Annotated in this window: 22 protein-coding genes; 17 read left to right on the forward strand and 5 right to left on the reverse strand. The window is 36.1% G+C overall.

Annotated elements, in window-relative coordinates; translation table 11 throughout:
* Positions 1-101 precede the first annotated feature (101 nt).
* From fahA to OO013_RS02980, 3 genes are all read left to right on the forward strand, one after another.
* On the forward strand, positions 102-1,382 hold the full coding sequence (gene fahA, locus OO013_RS02970) for a fumarylacetoacetase (RefSeq protein ID WP_266055145.1): 1,281 nt from the start codon (positions 102-104) through the stop codon (positions 1,380-1,382).
* Between the two features lie 61 nt (positions 1,383-1,443).
* Positions 1,444-2,352 (forward strand): flavin reductase family protein, encoded by a 909-nt coding sequence (locus OO013_RS02975; RefSeq protein WP_266055146.1) that lies wholly within the window; start codon positions 1,444-1,446, stop codon positions 2,350-2,352.
* Entirely contained in the window at positions 2,353-3,009 is a 657-nt protein-coding gene (locus tag OO013_RS02980; protein ID WP_266055147.1) for an HAD family hydrolase, read from the forward strand.
* Positions 3,010-3,016: 7 nt separating this feature from the next.
* Here the strand turns inward: OO013_RS02980 and OO013_RS02985 are convergent, their stop codons facing one another.
* From OO013_RS02985 to porX, 3 genes are read right to left on the reverse strand one after another with little or no spacing between them, the layout of a single operon-like run.
* On the reverse strand, positions 3,017-4,243 hold the full coding sequence (locus tag OO013_RS02985; RefSeq protein WP_439651816.1) for an alanine dehydrogenase: 1,227 nt from the start codon (positions 4,241-4,243) through the stop codon (positions 3,017-3,019).
* The gene (gene tsaE / locus OO013_RS02990; protein ID WP_266055149.1) at positions 4,227-4,670 is read right to left on the reverse strand and encodes a tRNA (adenosine(37)-N6)-threonylcarbamoyltransferase complex ATPase subunit type 1 TsaE; all 444 of its coding nucleotides are present in this window, start codon (positions 4,668-4,670) and stop codon (positions 4,227-4,229) included. The genes OO013_RS02985 and tsaE overlap by 17 nt, the downstream gene beginning before the upstream one ends.
* Positions 4,671-4,679: 9 nt before the next feature.
* Positions 4,680-6,233 (reverse strand): T9SS response regulator signal transducer PorX, encoded by a 1,554-nt coding sequence (porX, locus tag OO013_RS02995; RefSeq protein ID WP_266055150.1) that lies wholly within the window; start codon positions 6,231-6,233, stop codon positions 4,680-4,682.
* 106 nt (positions 6,234-6,339) lie between these two features.
* Between porX and OO013_RS03000 the strand changes: the two genes are divergently transcribed.
* The 6 genes from OO013_RS03000 to OO013_RS03025 all read left to right on the forward strand — a co-directional run bounded on the left by OO013_RS03000 (position 6,340) and on the right by OO013_RS03025 (position 11,998).
* Positions 6,340-7,572: an HD domain-containing protein gene (locus tag OO013_RS03000; protein ID WP_266055152.1), complete on the forward strand. Its 1,233-nt coding sequence runs from the start codon at positions 6,340-6,342 to the stop codon at positions 7,570-7,572.
* 20 nt (positions 7,573-7,592) lie between these two features.
* Entirely contained in the window at positions 7,593-8,615 is a 1,023-nt protein-coding gene (gene lpxD / locus OO013_RS03005) for a UDP-3-O-(3-hydroxymyristoyl)glucosamine N-acyltransferase (protein WP_266055154.1), read from the forward strand.
* Positions 8,616-8,643: 28 nt separating this feature from the next.
* Positions 8,644-10,038 (forward strand): bifunctional UDP-3-O-[3-hydroxymyristoyl] N-acetylglucosamine deacetylase/3-hydroxyacyl-ACP dehydratase, encoded by a 1,395-nt coding sequence (locus tag OO013_RS03010; protein ID WP_266055155.1) that lies wholly within the window; start codon positions 8,644-8,646, stop codon positions 10,036-10,038.
* Positions 10,035-10,814 carry an acyl-ACP--UDP-N-acetylglucosamine O-acyltransferase gene (lpxA, locus tag OO013_RS03015; protein ID WP_266055156.1) on the forward strand — a complete coding sequence of 260 codons (780 nt, stop codon included), beginning with the start codon at positions 10,035-10,037 and terminating at the stop codon, positions 10,812-10,814. Before OO013_RS03010 ends, lpxA begins: the two co-directional genes overlap by 4 nt.
* A gap of 5 nt (positions 10,815-10,819) precedes the next feature.
* Positions 10,820-11,449, forward strand: a complete 630-nt coding sequence (locus OO013_RS03020) for an ABC transporter ATP-binding protein (RefSeq protein ID WP_266055157.1) — start codon at positions 10,820-10,822, stop codon at positions 11,447-11,449.
* A gap of 75 nt (positions 11,450-11,524) precedes the next feature.
* Positions 11,525-11,998: a hypothetical protein gene (locus tag OO013_RS03025; RefSeq protein WP_266055158.1), complete on the forward strand. Its 474-nt coding sequence runs from the start codon at positions 11,525-11,527 to the stop codon at positions 11,996-11,998.
* A 75-nt stretch (positions 11,999-12,073) separates the two neighbouring features.
* Here OO013_RS03025 and OO013_RS03030 read toward each other — a convergent pair whose 3' ends face one another.
* On the reverse strand, positions 12,074-14,479 hold the full coding sequence (locus OO013_RS03030; protein WP_266055159.1) for an endonuclease MutS2: 2,406 nt from the start codon (positions 14,477-14,479) through the stop codon (positions 12,074-12,076).
* A gap of 6 nt (positions 14,480-14,485) precedes the next feature.
* Positions 14,486-14,833, reverse strand: a complete 348-nt coding sequence (locus OO013_RS03035; RefSeq protein WP_266055160.1) for a DUF4296 domain-containing protein — start codon at positions 14,831-14,833, stop codon at positions 14,486-14,488.
* A gap of 163 nt (positions 14,834-14,996) precedes the next feature.
* On the opposite strand from OO013_RS03035, the gene OO013_RS03040 reads away from it, so the two are divergent.
* From OO013_RS03040 to OO013_RS03075, 8 genes are all read left to right on the forward strand, one after another.
* On the forward strand, positions 14,997-15,875 hold the full coding sequence (locus OO013_RS03040; protein ID WP_266055161.1) for a DUF58 domain-containing protein: 879 nt from the start codon (positions 14,997-14,999) through the stop codon (positions 15,873-15,875).
* Positions 15,868-16,755, forward strand: coding sequence for a hypothetical protein (locus OO013_RS03045; RefSeq protein WP_266055162.1), 888 nt, complete (start codon positions 15,868-15,870; stop codon positions 16,753-16,755). The genes OO013_RS03040 and OO013_RS03045 overlap by 8 nt, the downstream gene beginning before the upstream one ends.
* Entirely contained in the window at positions 16,739-17,809 is a 1,071-nt protein-coding gene (locus tag OO013_RS03050) for a vWA domain-containing protein (protein ID WP_266055163.1), read from the forward strand. The genes OO013_RS03045 and OO013_RS03050 overlap by 17 nt, the downstream gene beginning before the upstream one ends.
* A gap of 6 nt (positions 17,810-17,815) precedes the next feature.
* The gene (locus tag OO013_RS03055) at positions 17,816-18,487 is read left to right on the forward strand and encodes a YggS family pyridoxal phosphate-dependent enzyme (RefSeq protein ID WP_266055164.1); all 672 of its coding nucleotides are present in this window, start codon (positions 17,816-17,818) and stop codon (positions 18,485-18,487) included.
* Position 18,488: 1 nt separating this feature from the next.
* The gene (locus tag OO013_RS03060) at positions 18,489-18,863 is read left to right on the forward strand and encodes a DUF423 domain-containing protein (RefSeq protein WP_266055167.1); all 375 of its coding nucleotides are present in this window, start codon (positions 18,489-18,491) and stop codon (positions 18,861-18,863) included.
* A 130-nt stretch (positions 18,864-18,993) separates the two neighbouring features.
* Complete coding sequence (locus tag OO013_RS03065) at positions 18,994-19,818, forward strand: CheR family methyltransferase (RefSeq protein ID WP_266055168.1); 825 nt, start codon at positions 18,994-18,996, stop codon at positions 19,816-19,818.
* 24 nt (positions 19,819-19,842) lie between these two features.
* Complete coding sequence (locus OO013_RS03070) at positions 19,843-20,436, forward strand: chemotaxis protein CheB (protein ID WP_266055170.1); 594 nt, start codon at positions 19,843-19,845, stop codon at positions 20,434-20,436.
* 46 nt (positions 20,437-20,482) lie between these two features.
* Positions 20,483-21,340 carry a GAF domain-containing protein gene (locus OO013_RS03075; RefSeq protein ID WP_266055171.1) on the forward strand — a complete coding sequence of 286 codons (858 nt, stop codon included), beginning with the start codon at positions 20,483-20,485 and terminating at the stop codon, positions 21,338-21,340.
* Positions 21,341-21,350 lie beyond the last annotated feature (10 nt).

Raw genomic sequence — 21,350 nt, forward strand, 5'->3', positions numbered from 1 at the left:
TTTCGATCGGGAAAAGCGCGTATTAATATCCGGTTTTTTGTTTGATGGATATCTCTTAATTTTACGAGATTAAAAAAATAAACAACATTAAATAAAAAACCATGAGCAAAGCAAACGATCCGAAACTCAAATCGTGGGTTTCTGTTTCTAAAGACTCAGACTTTCCGATTCAAAATCTTCCTTTCGGAATTTTCGAAACTTCTTACCTTAATAAAAGAGTGGGTGTTGCAATTGGTGAATATATCATAGATCTGGATTACCTTTTGGTAAATGACTTCTTTAAGGATATCGAGCTTCCAAACGATGTTTTCACTAATTCATATCTCAACGACTTTATAGCCCTTGGCAAATCCACCACAAATGCCGTAAGAGAAAGACTTTCTGAAATTCTGCAAGAGGATAACGAGGTCTTAAGAGACAGCGAGGAAATGAGGGAAAGAGCATTGATTCCTATGGAAGATGCTACTATGCATATGCCTGTTAAAGTTGGTGATTACACTGACTTCTACAGTAGTATTGAACACGCTACCAACGTTGGCACCATGTTCAGAGATCCTAACAATGCTTTATTACCTAACTGGCGTCATTTACCTGTCGGGTATCATGGCAGAGCTTCAACGATTATTCCATCAGGCATCCCTGTTCAAAGGCCTTTAGGTCAGACAAAAGCTCCTGATGCTGACAAACCTTCTTTTGGCCCTAGTAAAAGAATGGATTTTGAGCTTGAAATGGCATTTATTACAGGAAAACCTACGAAAATGGGAGATTCTGTGAACGTCAATGAAGCCAATGATTATATTTTCGGTATGGTCGTTTTTAATGACTGGTCAGCAAGAGACATTCAGGTATGGGAATACCAGCCATTGGGACCATTCCTTGCTAAAAGCTTCGCTTCTTCAATAAGCCCATGGGTAGTTACGATAGAAGCGTTAGAACCATTCAGAGTAGCTCAACCTAAGCAAGAACCTGAAGTTCTTCCTTATCTAAAATATAACGGCAATCACAACTTTGATATTAATCTGGAAGTTGATATCACTCCTGAAAACGGAAACCCTAAAACCGTATGTAATTCTAATTTCAAGTACATGTACTGGAGTGTCAATCAGCAGTTAGCACACCAAACTGTAAATGGCTGTAGCATCAATGTCGGTGACATGTATGCCTCAGGTACGATCTCCGGACCTACTGAAGATTCTTACGGATCTATGTTGGAACTTGCATGGAAAGGAACAAAACCTGTAAAACTTGATGATGGTTCAGAAAGAGTGTTCCTGTTAGATGGAGATACCGTAACAATGAGAGGGTGGTCTGAAAAAGACGGGGTAAGAATAGGATTTGGAGAAGTTACTTCAAAGATCTTGCCTGCAAGAGAAGAAGATTAAAAACAAATGTTTAGCGGGAAGGTTTACTTCCCGTTTTACTTTTTAACTAAAAATAATCAAAATGACCCAGGAAGAATATCTGACAATTAAACCAGGTGATATACCGGTTCCTAAATTTCACCATTACTTATTAGGATCTGTAGCACCCAGACCAATTGCGTTTGCTTCGACGATTGACAAAAATGATGATGTTAATTTAAGTCCTTTCAGTTTCTTTAATGTCTTTGGAGCTAATCCTCCGATCATGATATTTTCTCCTGCCAGAAGAGGACGAGATAACACGACCAAACACACTTTTGAAAATGTTAAGGAAGTAAAGGAAGTCGTAATAAACATTGTCAATTACGCTATTGCAGAGCAAATGTCTCTTTCTAGTACGGAATATGATAAAGGAATTAATGAATTCATCAAATCTGGATTGACTCCTGTCAAATCTGATGTTGTTAAGCCTCCACGAGTTGGAGAATCACCCGTTGCTTTTGAATGTAAAGTGAATGAAATTGTAGAAACAGGTTCTGAAGGTGGTGCAGGTAACTTAATTATCTGCGAAGTACTAAAAATGCACATCAAAAAATCTGTACTTGATGAAAATGAAACAATCGACCCCTTCAAAATTGATCTAGTTGCTAGAATGGGAGGTAACTGGTATTGCCGTGCCAATGGCGATGCATTATTTGAGATTGCAAAACCTCTCGCTAAAAAAGGTATCGGGGTGGACAGCCTTCCTGACCATGTAAAAAACTCAACAATCCTTACTGGAAACGATCTTGGAAAGCTTGGTAATGTAGAAAAATTACCTGCCCGGGAAATTGTGGAAGAGTTTGGTAAATATGATACTGAAATTATATCATTAAGGGAACAGCACGCTGACCAGCCCGACGAATATAGGAAATTTCTTCATTTACTAGCCCAAAAATATCTGGGATCTAACGAAGTGCAAGAAGCCTGGAAAACACTATTACAGAAATAAATGTACGATATTAAAGCGGTATTATTTGATATGGATGGAGTCATGGTTGACTCCAATCCTTATCATAGAAGAGCATGGCCGATCTATGGTAAAAAAATTGGTTTGGAGATTAATGAAGAACTCATGGAAAAACATGTTTATGGTCATACTAATCACGATGCTCTTGAAAACCTGTTTAATAAAAAGCTTGATAAAACGCTTACAAATAAATTAGGAGAAGAAAAAGAAGCTATTTATCGAGACTTAATTAAAGCCGATTTAAAACCTGTTGACGGCCTGATCGATTTCATAAAATTCCTTAAAGAAAAGGACATAAAAATGGCTGTTGCGAGTTCGGCCCCCAGAAGCAACATAGACTTTATCCTGGACAGTTTTAATATCAGATCAGCATTTAAGGTTATTGTAGACGGGAATATGGTTAAAAGTGGTAAGCCTAATCCGGAAATTTTTCTGAAAGCAGCAGAAATGCTTGGGTATTCATCAGCTGAATGTCTGGTGATCGAAGATTCTCTTGCAGGTGTTGAAGCAGGAAGAAGAGCAGGCATGCCCACAGCTGGAATCACAACAACTCATTCAAAGGAAGAATTAGCACCGGTAGCATTTGCAGATCAGAATTTCACCAATTTTAAAGAGCTATTCTTACAATTATCAAAATAATTAACATTTAAAATCTGGCAGTGATAAGCAACTCCAGATCCCTGTATCGTAAGTTAAAACGCTGGGCAAGATGTTTATTTGTCAGGCTACCCCGATACGCATAAACACCTTTCATAAACCATGGGTTAGTAAAAATCATATCATCTACTCCTCCGAGATCGCCCATTCTGAGTAAAATTGGAGTAAAAATATTCGAAAATGCCTCGGTAGCGGTTCTGGCAACTCGTGAAGCAATATTGGGTACGCAGTAATGCAAAACACCATGTTTTCTATATATCGGATCGTCGTGGGTAGTTATTCTGCTTGTCTCAAAACAACCTCCCTGATCAATACTAACATCTACAATTACTGAATCCTGTTTCATTCTGCTTACCATATCATCAGTCACAACAATCTTATTTCTACCTTTTTCAGCTCTAACAGCACCGATTACCACATCCGCAGATTCTAATGAACGCCCAAGTCTTACTGTATCAATTGCTGATGTAAATACTTGTTGACCCAAAGCATGCTTGATCCTTCTTAATTTATAAATTTGATTATCATAAACTTCAATTTCAGCCCCGAGTCCAATTGCGGTTCTGGCGGCATATTCACCTACTGTTCCTGCTCCTATGATAACTACTTTAGTTGGAGGAACACCGGTAATACCACCTAAGATGATTCCCATTCCCCGGTTTACACTACTTAAATATTCTGCAGCGATAAGCATAACTGTGCTACCAGCAATTTCAGACATAGCTCTCACTACAGGCATTCCGCCAACTTTGTCTTCAATGTATTCAAAGCCGATTGCAGTGATCTTTTTATTTATCAATGCCTTCAGGTATTCAGGTGTCTGATTACCTACTTGCATTGCAGAAAACAACGTTTTCCCAGGCTCAAGCCATTCCATTTCCTCATTTGTCAATGGCTCAACTTTTAAAATAATATCCGCTTTAAATATCTGTTTTGGATCATAGCAAATCCTAGCTCCTGCTTCGCTGTATTCATTATCGCCAAAATTAGACCTTTCACCAGCACCGGCCTCTATCATTATTTCATGACCATTATTAACCAGTAAGCCCACTGCTTCAGGAGTTAGAGAAACTCTGTTTTCCTGATAGGCAGTTTCTTTTGGAATACCAATAAATAAAGATTTATGCTCCTTTTTGGTTGGTTCTGGTTTTTCCTGAGTCATCAGACCATGCTCCCTCGAAAGTGCTTCGAGTCCCGTTTTAAGCTGTTTCGTCATGCTTAGCTATTTCTATAGTTCTGCTATCATCTAAATTAGTAATAATTTTGATGTGTAAATATTTTTCAGGCCAGAAAGATGACACTTGCTCCGGCCATTCGATCAAACACCTGTAGCCTGAATATAAGTATTCTTCTAACCCAATGTCAAATGCTTCACTTTCATGTTCGATCCGATAAAAGTCAAAATGGTAAACAGTGTCCTCTTTTTTTGAAGCATATTCATTCACCAGAGCAAACGTCGGACTACTTACCTGATCCTCGACCTCCAGCTCCTCACATATTGCTTTAATCAATGTGGTTTTCCCTGCCCCAAGGTCACCCTCAAAAAGCCATATTTTAAAATCACCATATTCCTGCAGCAGATCAGCAGAAACTTTTTTTATATCTGTTATTTTAAATTCTAATCCGGACAATTCTTTTGTCATCAGGTATTCTTACTTAGGTTTTAATTTAATAATCGGAATTATCATCTCTTCCAAAGATACACCTCCATGTTGAAAGGTATCATCATAATAATTAACGTAGTAATTGAAATTATTAGGATAAGCAAAAAAGTAATCCTCAATTGCGAAAGCAAAGGTAGATGTAACATTTACTTTTGGCAAATAAAACTTCTCAGGATGTTTTACACTGAAAACATTTTTTTGCTCATAGTTAAGATTTTTACCTGTTTTATACCTGAGGTTAGTATTAGTATTTCTGTCTCCGATTATTTTAAACGGCCTTTTCACCCTGATTGTCCCATGATCAGTACTTAAAATGACTCTCCCTCCAGCTGCAGCAATTCTCTCCAGCGCTTCTAATAAAGGAGAATGAGAAAACCAGGATTGAGTAAGTGATCTGTATGCTGATTCATCAGGCGCTAATTCCTTGATCATGTGCGACTCAGTTCTGGAGTGTGATAATAGGTCAACGAAATTATACACCAATACATTCAACTGGTTATTCATTAAATTAGGGAGGTCTTTGATCAGACTTTTTCCCTCAAGGATATTTTTAATTTTATGATATGAGAATTTCGCATCTATCCTTTTTCTTTTAAGGTGTTCTTCAAGGAATTTATCTTCATTATTATTCTTCCCTTCCGGTTCATCCTCACCTACCCATAGATCAGGATATCTTTTTGACATTTCAAGAGGTAATAAACCACTAAAAATGGAATTCCTTGAATATTGAGTTGTAGTTGGTAAAATGCTATAGTATGTATCCTCGGATACGATTGAAAAATTTTCATTGACCATGGGCTCAATAGTCTTCCATTGATCATACCTTAAATTATCAATAATAATAAAGAATAAGGGACTATCATTTTTCAATTCAGGAAATACAAAATTCTCCATCAACCGATGGCTAAGAACTGGGCGTTCAACTGCGGGATTATTTAACCAGTCTTCATAATTATCTTCTATAAATGCTGCAAAATTATGGTTGGCATCAGTCTTTTGAGATTCCAACACCTCGGCCATGCTCCTGCTTTCAGTCTCGTCAATTTGCATCTCCCAATAAACAAGCTTCTTGTAAATATCCGACCATTCTTCAAAATCAAGATTATCGCCAAAAGCCATACTTATGTTCCTGAAATCCTGCTGATACCCCATATTGGTCTTTTCTGTTACCAGTCTTTTATTGTCGAGTATCTTTTTTACAGAGAGCAATATCTGATTAGGATTTAAAGGCTTGATCAGGTAATCAGCAATTTTTGAACCTATTGCCTCTTCCATTATGTGTTCTTCCTCAGACTTTGTAATCATTATAACCGGAAGAGAGGGATGTTTAATCTTTATTTTCTGAAGCGTTTCAAGTCCGCTCATCCCAGGCATGTTTTCATCGAGAAAGACAATATCAAAAATACTTTTACCTACTTCGTCCAATGCGTCAAATCCACTATTCACACCTGTGACATCGTACCCCTTACTTTCTAAAAATAGCACATGCGGCTTTAAAAGGTCAATTTCATCATCCGCCCATAAAATATTATACTTTTGCATTGGAAAAGACTTTATTTAAATAAAGATTTTGTTTCAACAGAACATAATACTAAGCATAATTTAACATTTTTGCGCTAAATAATTTAATTAAGGAACCGAAAGAAGATTGAAGCATAAAACCAAAATATTCAATGACCCTGTTTACGGATTTATTTCCGTTCCCTATGGCTTACCTCTGAACACCGTTGACCACCCTTATTTTCAGCGATTAAGAAGAATTAAGCAGCTTGGCCTGGCAGAATTGGTTTATCCTGGAGCACTACATACCAGATTCCATCATGCATTAGGGGCTTACCATCTTATGGGGCTTGCTCTCCAGCAACTCAGATATAAAGGTCACGATATTTCAGATGAAGAATTTGAGGCAAGTCAAATGGCTATTTTACTTCACGATATAGGCCATGGTCCTTTTAGTCATGCACTGGAATATTCATTAATGCCGGGAATAAGACATGAAGAAATGTCTATTCAGATTATGAAACGACTTAATGAACAATTTGAAGGAGCCCTGGACCTTACTCTTCGGATTTTCAATAACCAATATGAAAGGCACTTTTTCCATGAATTAGTAAGTAGCCAGCTTGATATTGACCGCCTGGACTATTTAATGAGGGATAGCTTTTTTACCGGGGTTAGTGAAGGAACTGTTGGTTCTTCACGTATTATTAAAATGCTGGAAATAGAAAACGACAGACTGGTTGTAGAAGAAAAAGGTATCTATTCAATCGAAAACTTCCTTAATAGTCGAAGACTAATGTACTGGCAGGTATACCTGCACAAAACTGCTGTGGCAGCAGAAAAAATGCTGATTCAAACTATCAAAAGAGCAAAATTTCTTGCCAGAACGGGTGTGGAAGTTCATTGTTCCCCTTTTCTTAAGCCTTTTTTAGAAAATAATTATACAATAGATCAAATTAAAAATAACCCGGAAATACTAAATAATTACTGTGAACTGGACGATGCTGATATTTGGAATGCAGTAAAATCATGGTCCAGACACGAAGACAAAGTACTTTCTTCATTATGCCGAATGATTATTGACAGAAAACTCTTTAAGATTCAGTTAAGCCCGGAACCAATTCAGGAGAGCAAGATAAAAGAGATTACTGATAAGATTCAAAAACACTTTGATATTGCTCAACATGAAGCAGAATACCTTATTGATAATGGAAGCATGACTAATTCAGCTTACATGCCGACAAATCAACCGATTTATATTCAATTAAAAAATGGAGATATAAAAGATGTCGCTCAGGCGTCAGATTTGCCGAATATTAAGGCTATGTCCAAAATCGTGAAAAAATATTACCTATGCTGGCCCAAATCTTTATCTTTGTAAGGATTAAAAAGTAAAATTAAATGGAATTCACTATAAATCAGGTCGCAGAATTACTTGAGGGTAGAGTTGAGGGGAATGGTGAAGAAAAAGTCTATACAATAAAGGGTATTGAAGAGGGAACTAAAGGAAGTATTTCTTTTCTCTCCAACCCAAAATATGAGCCGTTTATTTACGATACAGATTCGTCTGCAGTAATTGTAAAAGACGATTTCAAACCAAAAAAAGAGGTTAAAACAACACTTATATTTGTTGATGACCCATATACAAGGTTTACAACATTATTAGAGCAAATACAAAAAATGATCCATCCGGTTAAAAGCGGGGTGGAGTCTCCCTCATATAAATGCGATTCATCACAAGTTGGTGAAAACATATACCGTGGCGCTTTTAGTTACATTGGTGAACGATGTAAAATTGGGAACAATGTTAAAATTTACCCCAACAGTTATATAGGTGACGACTGTGTAATCGGCGACAACACTATAGTTTACAGTGGAGTTAAAGTTTATTCAAGATGTCAGATAGGGAGCCAATGCACTATTCACTCGGGAGCAGTAATAGGAAGTGACGGATTTGGATTTGCACCACAGGAGGATGGCACTTATAAAACTATTCCTCAACTGGGTAATGTTATTATTGAAGACAATGTTGATATAGGAGCTAACACGGTTATCGATCGAGCTACATTTGATTCAACAATTGTTAAATCCGGAGTAAAACTTGATAATCTAATACAGATAGCCCATAATGTTGTTGTTGGTAAAAATACTGTTGTCGCATCTCAGGCCGGAATTAGTGGGTCAACAAAAGTTGGAGAAAACTGTGTTATAGCAGGCCAGGCAGGCATCATCGGCCATTTAAAGATCGCTGACAAAACAACAATTGCTGCTCAGTCAGGTATTACAAAATCAATTAAAGAAAAAGGTACTACCATGCTGGGGAGCCCGGCAATAGACATTCGTAATTTCAGGCAATCATTCATATATTTTAAGAAATTACCTGAATTAGCAGAGAGAATTACGAAACTTGAAAAAAAAGATTAACTTTACGCCCTCGTAGAAAATTGGGAGCATGTACACGAGACAACATACAATTAAAAACAAAGTAACAGTTAAAGGCGTCGGTTTACATACCGGTGCTATGACTAACATGACTTTTTGCCCGGCCCCGCCGGATCATGGCATTAAGTTTCAACGTGTAGACCTGGAAGAACAAACTATTATTGAGGCAGATTGTGACCTCGTAGTGGATGTATCCAGAGGAACTACTCTTGAAAAGGATGGCGCAAGAGTTCATACTATCGAACATGTACTTTCCGCTCTGGTCGGTGAGCAGATAGATAATATCCTTATTCAATTAGATGGACCTGAAATTCCTATAATGGACGGATCAGCCCAGCCATTTATCGAAATTCTCAGAAATGCTGAACTCGAAGAGCAGAGTGCTTTAAGAGATTTTTTCGAGGTCCCTGAAGGAATTTTCTACAGAGACCACGAAAAAAATGTCGAAATGGCTGCCCTTCCGCTCGATGATTACAGAGTAACTGTAATGGTCGATTATAATTCTCCGGTGCTCGGAAGTCAGCATGCTTCTTTAAATGATATAAGTCAATTTGCTGAAGAAATCGCTTCTTGCAGAACATTTTGCTTCTTGCATGAGCTTGAAATGTTGCACAGCCAGAACCTGATAAGAGGCGGCGATCTTAGTAATGCAATAGTTATTGTCGATAAAGTTGTTGACGACAATGAACTGGATCATTTAGCAGGACTGTTTAATAAGGATAAAGTTGCTGTTAAAGAAGAAGGTATTCTCAACAATGTCGACCTGAGATATAAAAATGAACCAGCAAGACATAAATTACTTGATGTAGTTGGTGATCTTGCCCTGGTAGGCAAACCGATCAAAGCTCAGATACTTGCAGCAAGACCAGGTCATGCTTCAAATGTTGCTTTTGCAAAAAAATTGAAGCGACTGATGGAGTCAACTACAAATAATAATATTCCAAAATACAATCCGAAATTACCTCCTGTTCTTGATATAAATCAAATATCTAATACTTTACCTCACAGATTCCCGTTCTTACTGGTGGATAAAATCTATCATTTGGACGAATCAAGTGTAGCCGGTATTAAGAATGTTACTATAAACGAACCGTTTTTCCAGGGCCACTTCCCTAATAACCCTGTCTTTCCTGGGGTATTACAAATTGAAGCTATGGCACAAGTGGGAGGAATTCTCGTACTCAATACTGTTCCTGATCCGGAGAACTACTGGACTTATTTCCTTGGAGTTGAAAATTGCAAATTTAGAAAAATGGTTCTTCCAGGGGATACTATTATTATTGAGTGTAAATTAATTGGTCAAATAAGAAGAGGTATCGCAAAAATGTCAGGTAAAGCCTACGTAGGAAATAACCTGGTTTGTGAAGCTACAATGACCGCAAGTATTGTTAAAAAAGATTCATGAGTAAAAACCTAGCCTATATTCATCCTAATGCAAAAGTTGGAGATAATGTAACTATTTCCCCTTTTGTAACAATTGAAGACGACGTAGAAATTGGCGATGGAACCTGGATTGGTTCCAACGCAACTATAATGTCCGGTTCAAGAATAGGAAAAAACTGTAAGATTTTTCCGGGAGCAGTTATTGGTGCTGTCCCCCAGGATTTAAAGTTTAAAGGCGAGAATACTCTGGCAATTGTAGGTGACAATACTGTAGTTAGAGAATGCGTAACTATCAACAGAGGTACAGTCGACAGAGGAGAAACAAAAGTAGGCTCTAATTGCCTGCTAATGGCTTATGTCCATCTGGCTCATGACTGCCTTGTCGGAGACAATTGCATTATAGCTAATGCTGTTCAGGTAGCAGGCCATGTAGAAGTAGATGACTTTGCAATTATCGGTGGCGCAAGCGCCATTCATCAATTTGCCAAAGTCGGAGCTCACGTTATGGTATCTGGTGGTTCTTTGGTAAGAAAAGATATCCCCCCTTACGTTACTGCCGGAAGAGAACCAATTAGCTATTGTGGTGTGAATTCGGTAGGCCTGAGAAGACGAGGTTTTGATAATGAAAAAATCAATGAGATTCAGGAAATCTATAGAATCATATATCAAAAAGGGCTTAATAGATCAAGATCAATTGATCAAATAAGGCTGGAGATTCCAGCAAGTAAAGAAAGAGATTACATCATTAATTTCATATCCGGTTCTGACCGAGGAATAATGAAAGGATATGGCGTCTAATTCCTATGACGACTCCAAGAATTTCCTGCGAAAATATTAGCAAAAAATATTTGAGACAATGGATCTTTCGTGACCTCAGCTATACATTTGAGTCGGGAAAATCATATGCTATTACTGGTAATAATGGTTCGGGAAAAAGTACCCTCATAAAGATATTATCCGGAGCAATCCTTCCAACAAATGGTAAGATTAGCTACCTGAAAGAGGATGGGGATTCAATTCACGAAGATAAAGTCTACGAACAAATCGTCTATGCTGCACCTTATTTTGATCTGATTGAGGAATTTACACTTTTAGAGGCATTAGAATTTCACTTTTCTTTTAAACCAGTTGTTGAAAATATCAATTTAAAAGAACTTCCAGAAAAAATGCTTCTTGACGGAGCCCAGAATAAAGCCATAAAACATTTCTCCTCAGGAATGAAACAACGTTTAAAGCTCGGTTTAGCATTTTATAGTGACGTTCCTGTTATGTTTTTGGATGAACCTTGTTCTAATCTGGATGAAACTGGTATCAATTGGTACAAAAATGAAATATTGAAAATCCACAATCAAAGACTTATCATAGTATCGTCCAATCAAAAATTTGAATATGAATTTGTTGATTTTGTTTTAAATGTGATGGATTATAAATAATTTTAGGTTTAGACTCTATTGAATTTTAAATCGAAGACACTATATTTAAAGAAATATTTTTTAACTAAGCATTATATGAAAAAGAATTTAACCACTTTATTAGGACTATTTTTAACTCTCACTTTAGTTTTTTCAGGCTGTAAAGATAAAGGCGAAGACAACAAACCAGAAGATGAGGTAAGAACTGAATTATTATCTAATGGCACCTGGAATGTACAAGCTGTTACAAGAAACAGTAGTGAGAATGTAACTTCTTCTTATACAGGAATGACTGTTACATTTAATGAAAACGGAACCTACGTTGCTACCACTCCAGATGCATTTTCTGAGGTTTGGCCAAAAAATGGTAACTGGGAATATGCTAGTAATAACAACACTCCTGACATCAATACTATAATCAGAAATCCTGATGTAAGTGGTGGTGTTGAAATGAATCTTTCAGATGTTACTGAAAGCACACTAACAGTATCATTTACAATTTCTGAACCTCCTTCTGGAGCAAGAATGATGGGTATTTCAGGAAACTTTGTATTTGAATTTACGAGATAACAGTAAAATACTTATATAAGTAAAAGGGAGCTATTGATCAATAGCTCCCTTTTTTTATATAATTTAATTATAAGCCTAGTTTAATTTCACAATAGTAATTCCTGCCCCGCCCCTGTCAGCGTGTTCATCTCTGAATGACTTGACAAAATTCATGTTTCCCAGTTGATTTCTCACGAAGTCCTTAAGAACCCCATTACCTTTTCCATGTAGAATTCTCACCTCCTTAATTCCAAACATATGAGCATCATCCATAAAACTCTCTACGATATTAAAAGCCTCCTCTACCCTTTTTCCTCGAATATCAAGTTCTGAATTAAATTCGGCTAACCGCTGGTTCATATTTAAAGATTGATACACACCTCCTCCACTAAACTTCTTTTCTCTTTCCTGCTTTCGGGCACTTCGCTTCGATACTTTTTCAAGTCGGTTCATTTTAACAATGGTCTGCAACTGACCTATTGCAACGGTAGCATCCTTCCCTTTAATTGACATCACCTCTCCAGTTGCCTCCTGTCCTTTAATTCTCACGGAATCTCCTACATTAATAGGCCCTTCCTCAACGTCATATCCCTCATCCTCAGTTTCTTTGGGCTGCTCTTTCACTTTTAGTTTACTCTCCTTTTCTGATAATTTTTGCCTGGCCTCTTTTGTAGCCTCCTTCTCAGCATTGGCTTCTTTAATCTTCCGGATTGTATTTTCAATTTCTTTATTCGCTTCTTTTATCAGTCTTTTTGCTTCCTCTTTTGCTTCGTTTATATACTTTTTTCGGTTGGCCTCAAGATTTGATTCCTTATCACGAAAACTTTGCAGCTGACTGGAAAGGTCTTTTTTAAGTTTTTTATTTTCTGTAACTAATTGTGAATAAGAAAGTCTTTCCTTCTCAAGCTGATGAAGTAATTCCTCCATATTTACAGTTTCTTCTCCCAGCAGTGACTTTGCTTTTTCTATAACTGATTCAGGAATTCCTGTTTTAGACGCGATTTCGAAAGCAAAAGAACTTCCGGGCTTTCCTTGCTCGAGCATATAAAGAGGTTCGAGCTTTTGCTGATCAAACAACATACTTCCATTGATCAACCCATCTGTGGATTCAGCTCTCGCTTTAAGGTTTCCATAGTGAGTAGTTATCACTCCATACGCCAGCGATTTCAACAACTCTTCCAGGATGGATTCAGCAATTGTCCCCCCAAATTTTGGCTCAGTACCTGTACCAAATTCATCAATTAGAAATAAAGTTCTCTTTCCACAAAACTTAATGAAATGAGACATATTTTTAAGATGAGAACTATAAGTACTCAAATCATTTTCAATCGATTGCTCATCGCCAATATCTGCGAATATATCTCTGAATAAGGGGAATGTACTACCTTCTCCTACTGGAACTAACAAACCACATTGCAACATGTATTGGATAATACCCATGGTTTTAAGAGCAACTGATTTACCTCCGGCGTTGGGTCCACTGATAATTAAAATTCTCTGTTCTCTTTCAAGATGAACTGTCAATTGACGAACAGGCTTTTCTGACCTCTGGTGAGTTAATAACAAAACTGGGTTAAATCCATCTACGATCTCCAGTTTCCCATCCTTATTTATTCCGGGATAGACTGCTTCCAGTGTTTGAGCCAACTTGGCTTTAGATCGTATAAAATCCAATAACCCAATATACTTTATAGTTTCGCCCAGATCTTCGAAAAAAGGACTGAATTGCTCCGTTAAAGAAGTTAATATCCTTATAACCTCTCTTCTTTCTCGCAACTGCAGATCTCTGATGTCATTATTGATCTCAAGTACTTCTGTCGGCTCCATGAAAACGGTTTGTCCTGTGGATGATTCATCATGGACAAAACCCTTCAAAACTCTTTTATACTCTGCCTGAACTGGTATTACCATTCTTCCACCTCTTACTGTCAGGGTCATTCCTTCAGGTATGAAACCCTGTTTATCAGCATCGGACATTACTCTATTCAACACCTTTCTTGCTTTTACCTCAGCATCAATAAGGTCTTTTCTTATCAGATTTAATTCTTTGCTGGCAGTATTTCTTACCGTTCCTTTTTCATCGATAGCTCTTTCAACATCTTTAAAAAGGTGACCAGGGATATTTAAGTTTTCCCCTATTCTTTTTAACAGTGGATATTCTTCACTTTGTGATTCAAAGAAAGTAAGTAATGATAAAGACTTGGATAAATATTGGACAAGTTGCAATAATTCAGTTGCTTCGAGCCATGCCCCGGACAATTTTATCTTATTTATAAATGGAGAAATTTCTATCCCATCTGCAAGATCAATTACTACTCCTTCTTCTAAAAGCATCTTAAACTCATTAGTCTGAGCTAGCATTTTAGAAACATCATTTTTGTGATGGGAAAATCTGATCTTATCTACAAACTCCTTCCCTGCTTTGGTTTTACACCCTTCTGATAATGTTGTACGGATATATTGAAATCCTAATTTCTCTTCTAGATTTTGGGGATATAGCATTAAATATTATTCTAATTTTTGTTCTTCAAGAGTCAAACTATCTATTACCGCATTAGTTACGTCTTTAAATTCTTCTGGGTTATTCAGATACCACTGATAGGATTCAAAATAAGTAGTTGAATCAACTCCAAAACGTTCAAAAATAGAGTCCTCATATATTTTGAATACAGTCCTTTGTGAATCTACCGAACCAGTAACGTAATTGACCTCGCTATCAAGAATGTATAACTCTTTTTGAATCGAGATCATTTTTTCCTTATCAATAAAATTATCGGGCTTGTCTTTTGATTTATCTTCAGAACAAGAGCCTAATGAAAGGAAAATTAATGTCAGAATTAAATATTGTAACTTCATATGCTTCAAATTTCCTTTTTTTATATTGCAAATCCCCATATTTCTATTTTCATTTTACATTTTTTAACGTTGCTAAAATCAATAAAATAGTAACTTTAACCCCAATTATCCATTTATAATGAATACATTCGTATTGTCGATCATCTGGAAAATCAAATAACGTATGCGTGAATTAATAAAAAAGCTACGTAAATACGAGATACAAATAAGAAAGGCTATAAACACCCAGCTTCAGGGTGACTTTAAGTCTGTGTTTAAAGGTTCCGGATTGGAATACGATGACGTCAGACAATATCAGTACGGCGATGATGTTCGTACTATCGACTGGAGAGTCAGTGCCAAAGGTCATGGTACGTTTGTAAAAACTTATGTTGAAGACAAAGAACAGATAGTTTACTTTATTATCGATGTCAGTGGTTCTCAAGACATCGGATCAAGAGACCAGACAAAACTAGAGATCTGTAAAGAAATCACTGGTGTTCTGGCAATGGCAGCTTCGAGGGAAGCAAGTAAGGTAGGTCTTATAGCATTTTCAGATAGAAAAGAATTATATTTTAAGCCTTTAAGAGGTCAAAATCATATTTACCAACTCATTAAAAGCTTATTTTCTTTACAACCAAAATCCTCTCAAACAGATCTTGATGGTGCATTTAAATACACTTTAAATCATTTGAAAAAGAAAAGTGTGGTATTTTTAATTTCAGATTTTATCGATGAAAACTATCAACACACTTTAAAGGGTCTGGCAAGAAAACACGATGTAATTGCGGTTCATGTTTCTGATAAAAGAGAACGAAAAATGCCTAAACTAGGCATAGTTCCAGTTCATGATAAAGAAACAGGCAAAACTAAATGGATAAATTCTTCTTCTTCATTTTTCAGAACTCATATTGCAAAAAGATTTGAAAGACAATCTGAAGAATTACAGGATTTCTCTAATAAGCATCAGATTAATTACGTGCATATAGATACAAAAGAAAACTACGTACCCAAACTTATTCAATTGTTTAATATCAGAAATCAAACTTTTAAGCGTGGCTAATTTTTTTAGGTACATCTTATTATTTCTTATACTAGGCTCTAATGCCATGGCTCAGGATATTACTTACGAAGGATATTTTCGTAGTGATAGCGTAAAAGCTGGCATGCCCCTGGAATATGTTTTAAACATCAAGTATCCTAAAAATTATGATGTCCTTTTACCTGATACGACACATAATTTTGGGGACTTCATTTTAACGGGCAGGGACTTTAACCCAACAGTGTCTGACTCAATCTATAGTTATGATAGTGTTGTCTATGAACTTACTAGTTTTAGTATAGAAAACATTCAAACCTTAAGTGTTCCCATAAAATATTTTGCGGAAAGAGATAGTGGTGTGATCAAAACAGAAAATGACACACTTTATTTTGTAGAATATATCCCCGTGGTTTCCGATACGTTAAAGGTTAAAGAAAATACGGCTTTTCAACCGTTAAAAGAACTTGTCAACTACCCCATCATAACACTTATTGCAGTTCTGGTTGTTGTTATTATCATTACTTTAATCATCGTATTAGCTAGACCGATAAGAATTGCTATAAAGAGATGGTTGCTAAAAAGAAAATATAATAAACTAAAAAGTAAATTTCTCAAAACAGAATTCAGTGATAAACATGAAGCTTCTAAAAAGCTTGCTGTTTGGAAAAGTATGCTTGGTGTATCTACTGATCTGCCTGTTCCTGCTTTCACCACTGATGAAATAATTAAGTTTTCTGAAACGTCAAAAGTGGAAAACGAACTGAGATCTATTGACAGATACATTTACAGCAATAAAAAGCAGGATTCTAATCTAAATAATGATTTTCTGACTCTGGCTGAACTGTCAGATCAAATTTTAGAACAAAAGTTACAGCGATTAGGTAATGAAAGAAGGAGATAAATTAACAGATATACCATGGTATTCGCTTGAGTGGTTTGATCCACAAAAATTCCCTCTAATAGGGTCTGGTGAATATTTTGACTGGAAAAATGAATGGGTATTCTATTTTTTACTTCTGATACCTGTCATTCTTGCTGTTATTCCACTAATCAGAAAAAAAATCCAAACTCTGGAAGTTGCATTGCCAAAAAAAGATGTTGGAACTGATTTCACTTCTTATTTGAGGTTTATACCAACTATTCTGCTTATCCTGTCATTTCTATGTATGGTTATCGCTCTGGCAAGGCCCCAAAAAACTAACGAAAGAGTGGAGCAATGGTCAGAAGGAATTGACATTATGCTTCTTCTGGATATTTCTGAATCAATGAAAATTCAAGACCTGAAACCTAACAGGCTGGAAGCTGCCAAGCAAACGGCACTGGATTTTATCGATGGAAGAAATCAGGACAGAATTGGAATTGTTATTTTTGCGGGTGAGGCATTTACTCTTGCTCCCATGACATCAGACTACGATCTGTTAAGATCTGAAATAAAGGATATAACTTTTAGCAAAATCAGAAAAAGTGGCACAGCTATTGGGCTGGCTCTTGGAATGGGAATTAACAGAATGAAAGAATCTGAAGCCAAATCCAAGGTGTTTATTCTGTTAAGTGACGGAGATAATACTGCAGGAAATATCGACCCTAAAACGGCTGCTCAATTTGCTGCGGGTTATGATATAAAAATGTATACCATAGCAATTGGTCGTGAAGGGAGGGTCAGATATGGTACAGATAATTTTGGACAACCGTATTATGTGGAAAACAGTATTGACGAGACCACATTAAGAATGATTGCAGAAATTGGAAATGGCAAATTTTTCCGTGTTGAAAACAATCAGGCTCTCCAGGAGGTGTTTAATACTATTGATGAACTGGAAAAAGCCAAAATCTACGAAAATCGATACAAAAATACCTTCGACTATTATTTCGTATATCTTTATTGGGCCTTAGCTTTGTTCCTTTGTTGGTTATTAACTAAAATAACTATCTTTTCAAACATCTTAGTGGATTGATATTTTATGGCAGTACTTTTAGATAATTACAAAAAAATAAAAGAGGAAATAGGCAAAGAAACCATTCTGGTTGCTGTGAGTAAAACAAAGCCGAAAGAAGATATCAAATCTTTATATGACGACGGACACCGGGTTTTTGGAGAAAATAAAGCTCAGGAATTAAAAGAAAAGCACGAAGAACTTCCAAAAGATATTCAATGGCACATGATCGGCCATTTGCAAAGGAACAAAGTAAAATATATAGCCCCTTTTGTTAATCTTATCCATTCAGTTGACAGTAAAAGACTAGCTAAAGAGATCAATAAGCAAGGCAGAAAAAATGAGAGAATAATAGATTGCCTTCTCCAGGTTCACATAGCAGAAGAAGAATCAAAATTTGGTTTCGACGAAAACGAAATAGTAGAGATTATTAATAGCGGCGAATTTGATGAGTATAATAATATTAGAATCGTTGGATTAATGGGAATGGCTACTTTCACTGATGATTCTGATCAGATTAGAAAAGAATTTAAATCTCTTAAGGAAATATTTGATAGAATCTCTTCAATTGATTCTAATGATAATATTGAAATGAAATATCTTTCTATGGGAATGAGCAATGATTTTAACATTGCTATCGAAGAGGGATCTAACATGATCAGGGTAGGAAGTAAAATTTTCGGAGAAAGAAATACCTGATATGCAAAAAATAATATTATCCATCGCTGGCCTTTCAGGAATGTTGGCCGTAGGACTGGGAGCGTTTGGAGCTCACAAACTTGAACCTATCCTGATTGCTAATGAAACCCTTGACACATACCAGACTGCGTCAGACTATCATTTTTATCATACTTTTTTATTATTAGTAATAGGACTCTTAAGCAGGCGAATCCCAAAAAAATACATTAAAACCACTTTTCTATTTACCTTAATAGGAATGATAATTTTTTCAGGTTCCCTGTATATTTACTCCCTCAACGGTATCAAAACTTTTGCTATGATTACTCCAATAGGTGGCGTTTCACTTATAATTGGATGGATTGTATTTATCATAGCTGTCTTTTTCAAAAAATAACTTACATCGAAACGGTTAATTCCAATTTTATTCCTAGTTTTCAGTAAAATTTTTACGGTTATTCAAGGAATGAGTGTTTACTTTTTAGGTAATTCTGATATAAACACCTGAAGTCTGTTAAGTGATTGGAATGCAAGAAATAGAAATAGCTAATTTAAGAAAGCTAACGGAAGTTGTTAAAGCTACCTATAATTATGATTTCACGAATTATGCAATGTCTTCCTTTAAAAGAAGAATCAGCAGGGTATTGGATTTATTCAATTTTCAATCTGTTGATGCATTAATAGCTAAAGTGGAATCAGACCCTAAGTTTTTTGAGACTTTCGTTCAGGAAATCACAGTTAATGTTACTGAGATGTTTAGAGACCCTTCTTTCTGGAGGTTACTACGGGAAGATATTGTACCTAATTTACTTCTAAATCACTCAAGCATTAATATATGGCATGCAGGATGTTCTTCAGGAGAAGAAGTATATTCGATGTGCATGCTACTTAATGAGATGGGTATTCTTGATAAATCAAAGATCATTGCTACTGACCTTGATAAAGGAATTCTAGAGAAAGCTCGTTCTGGCAGATACAAGCTCAAAAACATGGAGCTTCACGAAAAGAACTACATAAGGTTTCAGGGAACTCATTCTATCAAAGATTACTATACAATCAAAGGTGATGAGATTCAAATGAATCCTGAACTGGTTAGAAATGTTAGCTGGAGAGAACATGACCTGGTCAACGGACCAGTCTTCAATAAATTTGATCTTGTTTTGTGTCGAAATGTTATGATTTATTTTAATCAGAATTTACAAAACGAGGTACTTAAAAAAATACATGAATCAATGTTCAAGTATGGTTACCTGGCTATAGGCAGTAAAGAATCACTGATCTGGTGCGAGATAGCTAACAAATTTATTGTTGTTAACAATGAAGAGAAAATCTATAAAAAGATAAAAGAATAATCGGCAGATCTTGAATCAAATACGATGAAAAAGTACGATTTAAGCGATAAATATAAAGCCATAGTTATCGGAGGATCTGCCGGAAGTTTTCAGGGAGTAGTAAAGATTTTATCTAACATCCCGGAAAATTTTAAGTTGCCGATTATCATGTGTTTGCATAGACTCAAACATGTGAGAAATGGTTTTGTGGAAGCATTGAGTATTAAAAGTGTAAAACCGGTACATGAACCGTTTGATAAAGAAAGTATAAAGAGAGGAAGGGTTTACCTGGCTCCGGCCAATTATCATCTTCACATAGAGCTCGGCCATACATTTGCTTTATCTACAGACAGACTGGAAAACAATTCCAGACCGGCTATAGATATCACTTTAGAAACAGCTGCTTATGTCTATAAAGAAAAGTTGATTGGTATCCTGCTCTCCGGAGCAAACAGAGACGGAGCAAAGGGAATGAAACGAATCAAAGACAGAGGTGGCATGACAATCATACAAGATCCGTCAACATGTATGATAGATACAATGCCTACAGCGGCAAAAAATCTGACGGAAATTGATTACTCATTAGATGTTGATGAGATCATTAATTTTTTGAAACAATTGGACAGTCAGTATAAATAATCTGATTATTTAACTACTGTATTTTTAGATATAAACTTATAATTAAATGAAAAATAGCCTAAAAAAAATTGCTGGCCTGCTATTCGTTATTTTTTTAGTCGGTGGTTTGTTGTTGGCTTATTTGATGCAGAATTTTAAAGGTGCATTGATCCAAAATATACCTGAATTAAATCTGACTAACATCCAGATGGCCCAGAAGCAATTCAATGAATTGTTTTATACAGTTATTGGGGTTTACTCAATTGCTCTCATTACTATCGTTTTTCTTTTTATTTATGATGGCAAAGACAAAAAATCCGACAGTGCTTCAGGTAAAAAGTCTGCAGCTGATAAGACCAAAGAAAATTTAGAAGATGCAGATGAAAGAATCGTCAATGATGATGAGATAGAAGATTCTGACCTCAAAGAAGTTGCCAGGATTATTAACTCGGAAGGAGAACTTAAAAATGTTCTTGAAAAAGCGGTTAATAAAATAAGCAACGTGGTTGAAGCCGGGCAGGCAGCTGTGTATGTCAAAGAAAGGGTTAATGGCAAATCAACTCTTAATTTGATATCTGGGTATGCATTAAGCATTGGCGAAAGTAGAAAAATTTCTTTCGAAGTAGGTGAAGGTATTGTTGGTACAGTTGGAAAAGAAAAGAAACTTATCGAAATCAACGATGTTCCGGAAGGCTATATAAATATTGTTTCTGGATTGGGCAAATCAACTCCTTCTACATTGCTTGTTGCTCCTTTAGTGGATTCATCAATGCTGTACGGGGTTGTGGAAATAGCGTCTTTCAAGCAGTTTTCTGAAGCTCAGAAAAAATATATCGCTGAGTGCTCGAATTATATTGCGAAAAAGCTAAAAAACGAAGCTAAAGCAGCAAGGACGGAGAAACAATCAAAAGAAAATAATGATTAACAAATTTAAT

Source organism: Mangrovivirga halotolerans, from assembly GCF_026241165.1.
In the GTDB taxonomy this organism is placed as follows: Bacteria; Bacteroidota; Bacteroidia; order Cytophagales; family Cyclobacteriaceae; genus Mangrovivirga; species Mangrovivirga halotolerans.